Below are 12,347 nucleotides of genomic sequence, written 5' to 3'. Positions count from 1 at the left end.
GCCGGGCGCCAGCGGGTTCAGCCGAGGACGCGCGGCGCCCACAGAATGGCCACCAGAGCCAGCAGCAGCATGCTGAACAGGTTCAGCGCCACGCCGGCACGCACCATCTGCGGAATGGTGAGCATGCCGGAGGCGTAGACGATGGCATTGGGCGGCGTGGCCACCGGCAGCATAAACGCGCAGCTGGCCGCGAGCGTCACCGGCACGCACAGCAGCAGCGGCGAAATATCCGCCTGTATGGCGATGGCGGCTACCGCCGGCAGGAAGGTGGCGGTGGTGGCCAGGTTGCTGGTGAGTTCGGTGAGGAAGATCACCAGTGCGGTGGCAGCCACCACCAGCGCGATCACGCCGATGGCGGATACCATCGACAGGCTCTCACCGAGCCAGGTGGCCAGGCCGGAGCTTGACACCTGCGCGGCCAGGCTGAGGCCGCCGCCAAACAGCACCAGCACTCCCCAAGGGAGGCGGCTGACATCCTGCCAGGTCATCAGCTGTGCCTGTTTGCTGTCGCCGCTCGGCACCAGAAACAGCAGCAGCGCCGCCGCCATGGCGATGCCGGTATCCGACAGCCCCTCGATGCCGAAGGCCGTGGCCAGCGGCCGGCGCAGCATCCACGCCAGCACCACCAGCGCGAAAATAATCGCCACGCGGGCTTCGGGCCTGCTCATCGGGCCCAGGTCCTGTCGCAGCTTCTGCAGGTGCTGTTTGACCTCATCGCTTTCGGGGATGTCCACCCGGTAGATCCAGCGGGTCAGCAGCAGCCAGCCAACCGGCAGTAGAATCATGGCCACCGGAACGCCGATCATCATCCAGCGCGCAAAACCGATCTCGATGCCGTAATTGTCGGCGAGGAAGGCCGCCAGCAGGGCGTTGGGCGGCGTGCCAACCAGGGTCGCCAGGCCGCCGATGGTGGCGGCGTAAGCCAGCGCCAGCAGCATGGCGGTCTGGAAGTGGGACTTGGCCCGCTCCGACAGGCCGGCCACATTCTCGACGATGATCGCCGTCACCGAGATGGCGATGGGGAACAGCATCATGGTGGTGGAGGTGTTGGTCATCCACATGGACAACAGTGCCGCCACCAGCATGAAGCCGCCGATCATGCGCTTGCCGTCGGTGCCGGTGCGGCTGAGGATCATCAGCGCGATGCGTTTGTGCAGGTTCCAGCGTTCAACCGCCAGCGCCAGCACGAAGGCGCCCATAAATAGGTAGATGATCGGGTTGGCGTAAGGGGCGGTGGCCTCTTTCATGGTGCTGATGCCCACCAGGTCGAAAGTGGCGATGGGCAGCAGCGCGGTGACCGGCACCGGCACCGCCTCGGTGGCCCACCAGGCGGCCATCCACAGGCCAATGGCGGCCACTTTCCAGGCCACCGGATTCATGGTGGTCTGATAGTCGGCCAGTAACATCATCAGCGCGAACAGGGCGGGGCCGAGTATCAGGCCGATACTTTGGTAGCGGGCTATCTGCGCATTGCCGCCGCCGCTCGGCAACGTTTCGGCAACGCTTGGGGAATTGCTCATGGAGTTTACCTCGGAAGTGTGCGCGGACCGTCACCGCCAGTATCCCGCAGCATTGCACTGCGGGCTACCGACGGCTTAACACCGGAGTGTGAAGGCCCGGCTTTAGAAGCTGGACTTCAGGCTCAGGTAGTAATAACGGCCGTAGTCGTTGTGGGCGTCGGAGAAGTAGCCGAAGTAGCTGTCCGCCAGCGGCGCGCGCTCATCGGTCAGGTTCTTCACGCCCAGGCGCACACGGTTGCTGGCACCGGCATAGTCGAAGCGGTAGTCGACGGTGGCATCGTAAGTGGTCATGGACGGGATGTTATAGCGGATGATTCCACCATCTTCGCCTTCCAGAGTCAGGGAATCCTGATAGAACTCGCCGACATTGAAGCCTCTCAGGGAGGCGCCGAACTGGTCGTAGCGCCAGCTCAACTGCAGGGAGTGGCGCTCTTTCTGGTTGCCGTCCTTGCCGATCAGATTGGCGAAACCGGCCACCGGGAAGTTGGCGGGGATATCGCCGTTCTGCTGCGCCTCGACCAGTACCGCGGCATCGCCGCCGGCATCCTGCTGGAGCACCTTGGTGAAGGAGCCGTTGTACTTCACGCTGAACTCACCGAAGTCGGTATACAGGTCGTAGTAGACGCCCAGGTCCCAGCCGGCCAGGGTGCGGGTGTCCAGGTTGGCGTATTTGTCGTTGACCGAGTCGATGGTGCCGGCGGCACAGATGCCGGCGGCCTCGTAGTAGCCCGCCTCGTCCGGATCGATCTCGCCGCGGTTGACCGCGGAGTTACCCACGGCATCGCAGTTGGCGGTGCCGTTCTGCAGGCGGTAGTAGAGATCCAGCAGGGTGTGGTTCTCCTCGCCAAACAGGCCGATGGTGTCTTCCTTCTCGATGGTCCAGTAGTCCGCGGTGATGGTCAGCCCGTCCAGCGGAGTGAACACCAGGCCGGCGGAGGTGTTGATGGATTTCTCCGCCTCCAGCTCGTCGCTGCCCTCGGCGATACGCTGGATGGAGTAGGTGCAGTCGAGCACGTCCTGACCCGGGTCGCCGCCGTTTTCCGCCGCATACACGCAGGCCCAGTCGGTGGTGGTGCTGTTACGGGCGATGATTTCTTCGTTGATGGTGACCAGGTTGGGCGCGCGGAAGGCCTGCGACCAGGACCCGCGCACAAGCAGCATCTCACTGGGACGGTAGCCGAAGGCCGCCTTGCCCACGGTGGCGCTGTCAAAATCGGAGAAATTCTCGTGGCGCAGCGCCAGCTGCAGGTCGAAATTGTCGAATACCGGCACCTGCAATTCACCGAACAGGGAGGCCACGGTGCGCTCGCCGCTGTTGTCCGGGGTCGGGCTGGAGTTCACCACATCGGAGACGAAGGGGTAGGTATCGCCATCGGCGTCGGTGAACTGGATGGTGCCGTCGAGGCGGTCATCGCGGTCGTCGATGAAAGATTCCTCGCGGTATTCGAAGCCCGCCAGAGCCGCTACCGGGCCCGCCGGCAGATTGAACAGGGCGCTGTTGGAGAACTTCACGTCGAAGCTCTTGAGTTCGCTCTCGCTGTCGCGGCGCACGTCGATCAGGGCGCGCTCGATATTGCTGTCGACACCGCCGCTCAGGGGGTTGTAGGCATCCAGAGTGGTGTCGTTGAGGGCTTCCTGCATCAGGGTGTTGGAGACCCGGTTGCGGGTCACGTCGGACTTCTCATCCTTGTTCCACAGCAGCGCGGTTTCCCAGTCCCAGTCGCCGTAGGTGCCGCGCAGGCCCTGCAGCAGGCGGAAGTTTTTGCCGTCGTTGTCGACGATGCGCGGTACCTCGGCGAAGCGATAGTTATCCAGCGTAAAGTCCACGCCGTAGGGGTTGTAGGGATTGTCGGCGGAGAAGATCAGCTCGGAAGTTGAGAAAGAGGCGGTCGGGTGACGGCGCATGGTGGTGGAGGAGCTGTACAGGCCGACTTCGGAGAAGCTCTCCATGCCGTTGGCCAGTTCGTGGTTGACGAATACGAACAGGTTGCTGCGCTCCAGCTCCGAGCTCACATCGCGGAACTCGTTGAGGTTGTAGCGTTCGGTGCCCTGGCCGTCGATGGCGCCACAGACATATTCGTTGATCACATACTGGCAGCGCTCGTCGCCCAGCGGGTAGACCTCCATTTCACCGCGACTGTCGGTGACGCCAGAAATGCTGCCGCTGACCATATCCAGCTGCGGATAGAGGGAGTTGGCGCTGTCGTTGCGGAAGTCGGTATCGCCATACCAGGGGGAGCCTTCCGGGACGCGGTCGCGCATGTCGGAGTCGGCCCAGCGCGGGTCTTCCGAGGCGGCGATGCGGTCGCGCTGGTAGTGGTTGAAGAAGGCGCTGACATTGGTGCGGCCGCCGTTGAAGGTTTCGCCCCACTCGATGGCCAGATTCTGGGTGTCGCGCTCGAAGTTGTCGTACTCGGTGTGCTTGACGGAGATGCTGAAGCCGTCGAAGTCGTCCTTGAGCACGTTGTTGACAACCCCCGCCACGGCGTCGGCGCCGTAGATCGCCGAGGCGCCATCGCGCAGTACTTCCACGCGCTCAAGGCCTGTTGTGGGCAGCACGTTGGAGTTGGCGGTCACCACCGGCACAAAGCTGCCGCCCACTTCTTCGGTCTGGTAGGCCGCGGCATTCACCACCCGGCGGCCGTTCAGCAGCACCAGGGTGTTGCCGGTACCCATATTGCGCAGGTTGAACGCGCCGATATCACCGCGGGCGGAGTTGACGCCACCGCTGATGCTGGCGGCCTCGTTGAAAAAGTTCTGGCCGTTTTCCGGGATCAGCGCCAGCAGCTCCTCACCGGAGTCCACGCCCATGCTGGCGATGTCTTCCGCGTCGACAACGGAAACCGCCAGCGCTTCGGTGATCTGCGCACCCTTGATCTGGGTGCCGACCACGGTCACCTGTTCCAGGGCTTTGCCGTTGGTGTCTGGGGCTTGGGTGGTGCCGGCTGCGGCGGCCTGTTCCTGAATGGCCAGGGCCAGCGGGCTCAATAGCATGCCGGAAAGCAGCATCATGGATCGCTTCATGGGTTTCTCCCTCATCGTCAGATTGCTCATTTTTCGAGCAGTTTTATTGTTAGAGTCGGTATTTTTGGTTTACTTCTAACAAGCTCAACGCATGAGGCGCGAAAATCCCCTATTGGAAAGTGATTATTCGCCGTGAATCTGGAACTGTTCGGTGGCGGGCGTCGGTGGGTTGTGGTGGGCTGGATGAGAACCCGCGGCATCGCTGGTGACGCAGGGGCTGTCCGCAGTGCAGGTATTGCCCGGGTTACCGGTGGCGGCGGCGGGCCCCTGCAGCGTCAGCGCCAGTATCAGGCCAGCGGCAATCAGTACCAGGGCGAGCACGGATTGCCAGTGAGGGGCATGGATCTGGGCGTACTGGGTAACCGGCGGTTGTGGCGGCGGGCTCACCTGCGGAAAGATCATCACCCGCGGCGCGTGGATCTGGCCGCGCATATGGGAAAGGGATGCCACGCGGGCATACAGCTGCGACAGCTCCTCAAAGGCCCAGCGGTGCAGCGGGTCCTCATCCAGCCAGGCCGCCAGCAGCTGCTGTTCATCCAGGCTCACATGGTCTGCATCCAGCCGTGCCAGCCAGGCGGAGGCCTGCTCCATCACATCCTCGGGGATGCCGATACAGAGCCATTCATCCAGCTGCAAGTCGGATCTCCTCGCTGCCCTCCGCGGCTGCTGAATCGGGCTGGGCGCCTGTGCTGGCCACCAGATGTTCGCGGCACAGGCGCATGCCCTTGGCCAGGTGGTTTTCCACCGTCTTGGGAGAGATATCGAGGATGCGGGCGATTTCCTCGTGGGAGTGGCCGTCGATCTTGCGCATCACAAACACCTGCCGGCATTTGGGCGGCAGCGCATTGATGGCCGCCAGCAGCGCGCGCTGCTCTTCGTCGCGGCTTACCCGGTTCTCCACCGCGTCCTCCTGAATCGCCGGCTGCGGATGGTGCTGGGCGGCCATGCCATGCTGCTCCACCACCTTCTGGTGGCGCAGTACGCTGATGGCCAGGTTGCGGGCCACACGGAACAGGAAGGGGCGGGGCTCCAGCCGGCGGTCTTCCTCAAGCGCCAGAAACAGTTTCAGGTAGGCTTCCTGCAGCACCTCTTCCGCCTGGGCCGGTTCCAGCATGCGGCACAGGCTGGCCAGCAACTGCTCATGGGTCTCTCCATAGAGGGCGTTGACCTGCTGCTCGACACTCGGGCCGGGCCGCAACAGGCTCGCGGCAAAGCTGGAGAAGCGAAAATTGGAGAAAATACCGTTAGACATGGGCGCCCTTGATTATTTTTCTAGGTGCGCGCATCAGCGCTGAGGGGCAGATACTAGCATGCGCCCCACCGGAAGATGTACCTTATCGGCACGTCCGTGCCACTGACGCTGGGCAGAAAGTATACGATTTGCCGCTGCAGGCTGTGCAGAGCAGCGCCGGCAGCGCGGTATATGCCGGTTTGCCATAGTCATAGCTATAGGCATAGCCATCGCGCACGGGCGAAGCGAACCCCGCTGGATTCAACCGGAAGTAACAATCATGCATATAAAGAAGAGGGTGCTGCTGCTGGCAGCCATCACATTGAGCGCCTGTGCAACAAAGCAGCCGCTGCCGCAGAGGGCCATTGTGGAGCCGAAGCTGGTCCACCAGGCCATCGAAACGGAGCAGGCACTGGATGCCCGCGAGGGCGTCGCCATCGAGGCTGGCGCGGAATGGTTCAAGGTCGTGCCCGGGCGGATTCCGGTTATTATCACCGCGCCCCACGCCACCCGGCCGCTGCGCAATGGCAACCGCCGTTTCGCCGATGGCGGTGGCACCGCGGCCCTGGCCCTGGCCGTGGCGGAACTCACCGGCGCCCATGTGATATACACCACCCACGAGGGCCCCTCGGACCCCAATTATTACGATGACAACGACTTCAAGCGCGAGCTGGCCCGCCTGATCGGCGAAGTGCGCCCGCGCTATGTGCTGGATATTCACGGCAGCCACGCCTACCGCCCCTTCGACCTCGACTTGGGGACCATGGGCGGCCGTTCCCTGCTGGGGCAGGAAGCGCTGCTACATGAGCTGATCGCCAGCCTGCGCGCAGAGGGGTTGGATAACCTCTCCTACAACTACTTCGGCGCAGCAAAAAGTGAGACCATCACCAAGTTCGCCTCCGGCCTCGGCGTGCCGGCGGTGCAGCTGGAGGCAAACACCAACTACCTCTCCCCCTCCGCAGGCAGCGTGCAGGCCCAGCGTTTCTCCCAGCTGGTGCAGGCGCTGACACGCTATATCCAGCGCGGTTAATCCACTGCAAATAGTCCAGTACGGCTAAGTGGACAGCCCACAAGGCGAGAATGGGATGTGTCGCAGTGGAGGCATGTCCCAAATAATTAGAATTCGCAGAATAATCCTAGCCAGAGTAAAATTATTGTGTCTTATTCATTATGTCGAAAAAATACCTGATGACCTGTAAAGCATACTGAATGCTTAGCACAGTGGACGCATTGGGATCTGTATCCGGTATATGGGGAAGTCTAGCGTTAAAATTTGACTCTGATCTTATTATGCTAATTATTTTGAATCTGATTCTGGCCCTAATTGCCTCTCGCGCCCCCAATTACTGAGAGAATATGTTCACACTTATAGGTTATAAAGTGGGGTAGGCTGAAGTCTAATCCTAAGGGTTTTTTATGAAGCTTATGATAGTTCTTGGTTCTCTACTAATAGTTGCACATCTTGTATATCAGCAAATTGGACCTCATTCAGTTAATCAGCCTAGAGGGGTGGAGACTCCGGAAAAAATAGGATCTCCAAAAGTGCCCACTAATCTGAAAGAGGCTCAGGAATTCGACACAAAAATTAACGAATACATAAGCCAACAAAATGAAGCAAGGGTGGCTGAGATTGAGGGTATGTCTTCTCAGTAAATCCTATGAAAAATAGCGATTATAGTATTTTTATTGGCTTTCTGATTTGGGGCAATACCTGGCTTTCTAAGCAGAAATTAGGTTGCCAGGTTTTTGGTACAGGATATCGTTACCCTGAGTTGATTTTTTTATTCAAAAACTATTGCTAGTTTTTAGTGGTCTCTTGTGAAGTTAGAAGATTAAAGGCTAGAAATACAAAAATCTTGGTTTGTGTTTCTAAGAGAGAAATTTTTGTGAGTTAACATTAACGTAAGGTAATTGAGAAAAGAGCAGTATGATCATCTCCCATAAGTATAAGTTTATTTTCATTAAGACTAACAAGACAGCTGGGACGTCCATAGAGATAGGGCTTTCCAAGTTTTGCGGGCCTGACGATATTATCACCCCGATCTCCCCTGAGGATGAAGAGATTAGAAGGAGATTGGGTTACCCGGGGCCACAAAATTACAAAAATCCAATATGGAAAATGTCATTTAAAGATGCGGTGGATTCTGTATTCAAGGGTAAAAAAAGACCAAAATTCTATAATCATATCTCAGCGCAAGAGGTCATAGATCTCATCGGAAGAGAAAAGTGGGACGATTATTATACTTTCTGCTTTGAGAGGAATCCTTGGGATAGAGTTATTTCCCAATACTACTGGGTCAATAAGTCAGAGCCGAGACCGGAAATGCAAGAATTTCTAAAGTCGACAGCAATTGAGAGGTTGAAGCTCAAGGGGTATGGGAATTACACAGTCAATGGCGAGGTTGTTGTTGATAAGGTATGCAAATTTGAAAATCTCAGCGAAGAGTTAGATCAATTTAGAACTCTAGTGGGGTTGCCAGAGAAAATTGAGTTACCGAAAGCAAAATCAAAATACCGGAAAGACAAAAGGGATTATCATGATGTCTTCAGTGAAGAAGATAGGCGTTCTATTTCAGAATTGTTTCGTGATGAAATTGATTTGATGGGTTATCAGTGGTGAGTTTGCCGGGTTAGAAAGATAGAACGAAAAGTTGGGGGCAGGATAATGTTATGGCCCCCATTTCAGTGCAAAGTGGCAACAACCCCCGCCCCTGCTTGCGATAAGTGTGAAAGCGATTCAGGATGGCGATGGGCTGGCTGCCGGCTTCTTCTTCGGCAAAACCATTGACAGGTAAAAATGTGAAAACAGGGGTCAGAGCAAGATTTTGACTCAATTTTCATCACAATATGTAGGCTAAAACCCCCGGCGCAGTATCAATGCTCCACGCTGCCCTGCGGCCAATAGCGCATCACCACAATATCCCGCCCCTGTTTACGATAGGTGTGAAAGCGATCGAGGATGGCGCTGGGCTGGAGGCCAGCTTCTTCTTCGACAAAACCCAGTGACTGGTAAAAAGGGATCAGGTGTTGGTAGGGGAAGGTGAATGTAGGTTGGTTGTAGGCTTCCGCCATGCTGTTTAGCAGCAGGCGCGCCACGCCCCGGCCACGAAAGTCGGCTACCACCGCGACGCCGGCGAGGAGCTGGGCGTCGCTGAGCTGGCGCAGATAGCCGCAGGCGATGATCTTCCGCTGTTGATCGCGGACCACCGCACAGGGATCATTGCGCCGCGCTTTACCGCGAAATTTATGTGTGCGGTAAAATTTATTGGCCAGCGGAATCTCCAGTTCGGAGAGCCAGTGCATCGCGAAGATTGGTTCCAAGGCCTGTACCCGAGTCTATTGTGGGGGTTGTTCTACCGTCAGTTATGCCGCGCCAAACTTGCCCCACCTGCCAACGCCCGCCGAATGTCTGTTACTGCGGCGCCCTGGTGCATATCGCCAGCCGCATCAGGGTGCTGATCATACAGCACCCCCTTGAGCAGAGGCATCCGTTCAATACCGGCCGTATGGCCAATCTGTGTCTGGACAATAGCGAGCTGGTGGTGGCGGAGCAGCTTAACGATGCGCAGCTGGCGTCTTTGCAGGTGCCCGGGTCGGCGCTGCTCTATCCGTCACTCGACTGGCTGCCGCGGGTGCAACAAATTGTTGCCGGTGACGCGGCGGCCCAGAAACTGAAGCAGCTGGTGGTTATCGATGCCAGCTGGCGCAAGTCGAAAAAGATGCTGCATTTACAGCCATTATTGCAGCGGCTGCCGCGAGTCAGCTTTGAAGGCGCGCTGAACTCCAACTATCAGGTGCGCCGGTCTTCCCTGCCCAACAGCCTGTCTACCATCGAGAGCATCGTGATGGCGCTGGCGCAGCTTGAGCCGGAGCAGGACTTTGCGCCGCTGCTGCTGCCCTTCGAGAAGATGATTGCCTTGCAGCGAAGCAGCTTTTAAGGCGCAGGCCAGTGTGGGCCCCGGATTAAATGCGTCGGGAATTGGCAACGCGCGGACTCGGCTGTCGCTATCGGGGATAGTGCCTGACCCTTACCCTGACCCTGACCCTGACCCTGACCCTGACCCTGACCCTGACCCTGACCCTGACCCTGACCCTGAGCCTGAGCCTGAGTCAGACTCAGACTCAGACTCAGACTCAGAGACGCCAGGTTGCCGGTGCGGTCACTGTGCCGGCGCTGTTCCACTCGGGCCGCAGGGGCGCAGGAACACCGCGAGGGTTGCATCGACGGGAAGACGCGGCGGGGGGAAAACTGGATAATGCCGCGCTCAGGCTATGTGGCCGGCCAATCTCTCCAATCCGGGTGTCTCCTCCATGGAAATCAACGTCAACTTTCTCGATAACCTGCGGCTGGAAGCCAAGTTTGACGACTTTACGGTCATCACCGACCAGCCCATCCGCTACAAGGGTGACGGCTCGGCCCCCAGTCCGTTCGACTATTTCCTCGCCTCTTCCGCACTGTGCGCGGCCTACTTTGTGCGGGTCTACTGCCTGGCGCGGGACGTTCCCACCGACAATATTCGCCTGTCGCAGAACAATATCGTCGACCCGGAAAACCGCTACAACCAGATCTTCAAGATCCAGGTGGAGCTGCCGGAGGATATCTCCGCGAAGGATCGTCAGGGCATCCTGCGCTCCATCGATCGCTGCACGGTGAAGAAGGTGGTACAGACGGGGCCGGAGTTCGAGATCGAGGTGGTGGAAAACCTGGCGGAAGATGCCCAGGCACTGCTGATGGTGAAGCCGGATGCCGAGCACCGCACCTTTATTGAGGGCAAGGATCTGCCGCTGGAGCAGACCATCGCCAATATGACCAAAATACTGGCGGACCTCGGCATGAAGATCGAGATCGCCTCCTGGCGCAATATCGTGCCCCATGTGTGGTCGCTGCATATTCGCGATGCGGCCTCGCCCATGTGTTTTACCAACGGCAAGGGTGCCACCAAGGAGGCGGCCCTGTGTTCGGCGCTGGGGGAATTTATCGAGCGCCTGAACTGCAATTTCTTCTACAACGACCAGTACTTTGGCGAGGAGATCGCCCACAGCGAGTTCGTGCATTATCCCAATGAGCGCTGGTTTCAGCCCGGTGCGGGCGACGCGCTGCCGGCAGAAATTCTCGATGACTACACACTGGCGATCTACAACCCGGAGGGCGAGCTTGGCGGCTCCAACCTGATCGATACCAATTCCGGGCGAATTGACCGCGGCATCTGCTCGCTGCCGTTTGTGCGCAGATCGGATGGCGAGGTGGTGTATTTCCCCTCCAACCTGATCGAGAACCTGTTTCTCAGCAATGGCATGAGCGCCGGCAACACCCTGGCGGAAGCGCAGGTGCAGTGTCTGTCGGAAATTTTCGAGCGGGCGGTAAAGAAGGAAATCATCGAGCAGGAAATCGCATTGCCGGATGTGCCGCAGGAAGTACTGGCGAAATATCCGCATATTGTTGAAGGCATCGCCGAGCTGGAAAAGCAGGGTTTTCCCGTCCTGGTCAAGGATGCTTCGCTGGGCGGGCGTTTCCCGGTGATGTGCGTGACGCTGATGAATCCGCGCACCGGCGGCGTGTTCGCCTCCTTTGGCGCGCACCCGAGTTTCCAGGTGGCGCTGGAGCGCAGCCTCACCGAACTGCTGCAGGGGCGCAGCTTCGAGGGCCTGAACGATGTGCCGCCGCCCACGTTCAACAGCATGGCGGTGCAGGAACCGAACAATTTCGTCGAGCACTTTATCGACTCCACCGGCGTGGTGTCCTGGCGTTTCTTCAGCGCCAGCGCGGAATACGAGTTCGTGGAGTGGGATTTTTCCGGCGCGCACCAGGACAGCAACCAGACCGAAGCCGAGCGGCTGTTGCAGATACTCGACGATATGGGCCGCGAGGTGTATATGGCCGAGTACGACGACCTGGGCGCGCCCGCCTGTCGCATTCTGGTGCCGGGTTATTCCGAGGTCTATCCGGTGGAGGACCTGATCTGGGACAACACCAACAAGGCGCTGGATTTTCGCGAGGATATCCTCAATCTGCAGCGTCTCAGCGACAGTGCGCTGGAAGCGCTGGTGGAGCGCCTCGAAGAGAGCCAGCTCGACAACTACGAGACCATTATCAGCCTGATCGGTGTCGAGTTCGACGAGAATACCGTGTGGGGCCAGCTGACGATTCTGGAGCTGAAACTGCTGATCTATCTGGCGCTGCAACGCCACGAAGAAGCGCTGGAGCTGGTGGAGATGTTCCTGCAGTACAACGACAACACCGTTGAGCGCGGGCTGTTTTACCGGGCGGTGAATGCCGTACTGGAAATCGCTCTGGACGACGAACTCGAACTGGGGGATTACCTGCAAAACCTGCAGCGTATGTTCGGAGAAGAAGTGATGCAGGCTGTGGTGGGCTCGGTCAATGGCACCCTGCGCTTCCACGGCCTGACGCCGACCAATATGCAGCTGCAGGGCTTGGACAAGCACCTGCGACTGATCGAGAGTTATAAAAAACTGCACGCGGCGCGGGCGGCCAGGCACCAGTCAGCGTAGCAATTCAGCGGATCAATGGAGCGCGCAGCCCCGGGGCGCCGCGGCGCGTTACAAGGTGG

General features: G+C 58.8%; 9 protein-coding genes. 4 read left to right on the top strand and 5 right to left on the bottom strand.

Going from position 1 to position 12,347, the window contains the following annotated elements; translation table 11 throughout:
* Window positions 1-17: 17 nt before the first annotated feature.
* The 4 genes from ABEA58_RS10350 to ABEA58_RS10335 all read right to left on the bottom strand — a co-directional run bounded on the left by ABEA58_RS10350 (window position 18) and on the right by ABEA58_RS10335 (window position 5,796).
* Window positions 18-1,520: an SLC13 family permease gene (locus tag ABEA58_RS10350; RefSeq protein ID WP_345551236.1), complete on the bottom strand. Its 1,503-nt coding sequence runs from the start codon at window positions 1,518-1,520 to the stop codon at window positions 18-20.
* A gap of 102 nt (window positions 1,521-1,622) precedes the next feature.
* Entirely contained in the window at window positions 1,623-4,544 is a 2,922-nt protein-coding gene (locus ABEA58_RS10345; RefSeq protein ID WP_345551235.1) for a TonB-dependent receptor domain-containing protein, read from the bottom strand.
* Between the two features lie 123 nt (window positions 4,545-4,667).
* Complete coding sequence (locus tag ABEA58_RS10340; protein WP_345551234.1) at window positions 4,668-5,180, bottom strand: FecR/PupR family sigma factor regulator; 513 nt, start codon at window positions 5,178-5,180, stop codon at window positions 4,668-4,670.
* Window positions 5,167-5,796: an RNA polymerase sigma factor gene (locus tag ABEA58_RS10335; protein WP_345551233.1), complete on the bottom strand. Its 630-nt coding sequence runs from the start codon at window positions 5,794-5,796 to the stop codon at window positions 5,167-5,169. Before ABEA58_RS10335 ends, ABEA58_RS10340 begins: the two co-directional genes overlap by 14 nt.
* Window positions 5,797-6,055: 259 nt before the next feature.
* Between ABEA58_RS10335 and ABEA58_RS10330 the strand changes: the two genes are divergently transcribed.
* Together ABEA58_RS10330 and ABEA58_RS10325 are read left to right on the top strand one after the other, a co-directional pair.
* Window positions 6,056-6,805, top strand: coding sequence for a hypothetical protein (locus ABEA58_RS10330; RefSeq protein WP_345551232.1), 750 nt, complete (start codon window positions 6,056-6,058; stop codon window positions 6,803-6,805).
* 897 nt (window positions 6,806-7,702) lie between these two features.
* The gene (locus ABEA58_RS10325) at window positions 7,703-8,395 is read left to right on the top strand and encodes a sulfotransferase family 2 domain-containing protein (protein ID WP_345551231.1); all 693 of its coding nucleotides are present in this window, start codon (window positions 7,703-7,705) and stop codon (window positions 8,393-8,395) included.
* A gap of 254 nt (window positions 8,396-8,649) precedes the next feature.
* Here ABEA58_RS10325 and ABEA58_RS10320 read toward each other — a convergent pair whose 3' ends face one another.
* The gene (locus ABEA58_RS10320; protein ID WP_345551229.1) at window positions 8,650-9,096 is read right to left on the bottom strand and encodes a GNAT family N-acetyltransferase; all 447 of its coding nucleotides are present in this window, start codon (window positions 9,094-9,096) and stop codon (window positions 8,650-8,652) included.
* A gap of 44 nt (window positions 9,097-9,140) precedes the next feature.
* On the opposite strand from ABEA58_RS10320, the gene ABEA58_RS10315 reads away from it, so the two are divergent.
* On the top strand, window positions 9,141-9,713 hold the full coding sequence (locus ABEA58_RS10315) for a tRNA-uridine aminocarboxypropyltransferase (RefSeq protein ID WP_345551228.1): 573 nt from the start codon (window positions 9,141-9,143) through the stop codon (window positions 9,711-9,713).
* 373 nt (window positions 9,714-10,086) lie between these two features.
* A complete protein-coding gene (locus ABEA58_RS10310) occupies window positions 10,087-12,288 on the top strand; it encodes an OsmC domain/YcaO domain-containing protein (RefSeq protein WP_345551227.1) in 2,202 nt (733 codons plus the stop codon).
* The last annotated feature ends 59 nt before the right edge of the window (window positions 12,289-12,347 follow it).

The sequence above is a fragment of the Microbulbifer aestuariivivens genome, from assembly GCF_039545115.1.
GTDB classification, from domain to species: domain Bacteria; phylum Pseudomonadota; class Gammaproteobacteria; order Pseudomonadales; family Cellvibrionaceae; genus Microbulbifer; species Microbulbifer aestuariivivens.
The sequence above is the reverse complement of the archived record's forward strand: the minus strand, read 5'-3'. Positions and strand labels throughout refer to the sequence as shown.

Bases quoted from the DNA above. Each gene is read 5' to 3' on its own strand.
- ABEA58_RS10330 (WP_345551232.1), top strand. From the start codon at position 6,056: ATGCATATAAAGAAGAGGGTGCTGCTGCTGGCAGCCATCACATTGAGC.
- ABEA58_RS10310 (WP_345551227.1), top strand. From the start codon at position 10,087: ATGGAAATCAACGTCAACTTTCTCGATAACCTGCGGCTGGAAGCCAAG.
- ABEA58_RS10345 (WP_345551235.1), bottom strand. From the start codon at position 4,544: ATGAAGCGATCCATGATGCTGCTTTCCGGCATGCTATTGAGCCCGCTG.
- ABEA58_RS10335 (WP_345551233.1), bottom strand. From the start codon at position 5,796: ATGTCTAACGGTATTTTCTCCAATTTTCGCTTCTCCAGCTTTGCCGCG.
- ABEA58_RS10350 (WP_345551236.1), bottom strand. From the start codon at position 1,520: ATGAGCAATTCCCCAAGCGTTGCCGAAACGTTGCCGAGCGGCGGCGGC.
- ABEA58_RS10315 (WP_345551228.1), top strand. From the start codon at position 9,141: ATGCCGCGCCAAACTTGCCCCACCTGCCAACGCCCGCCGAATGTCTGT.
- ABEA58_RS10325 (WP_345551231.1), top strand. From the start codon at position 7,703: ATGATCATCTCCCATAAGTATAAGTTTATTTTCATTAAGACTAACAAG.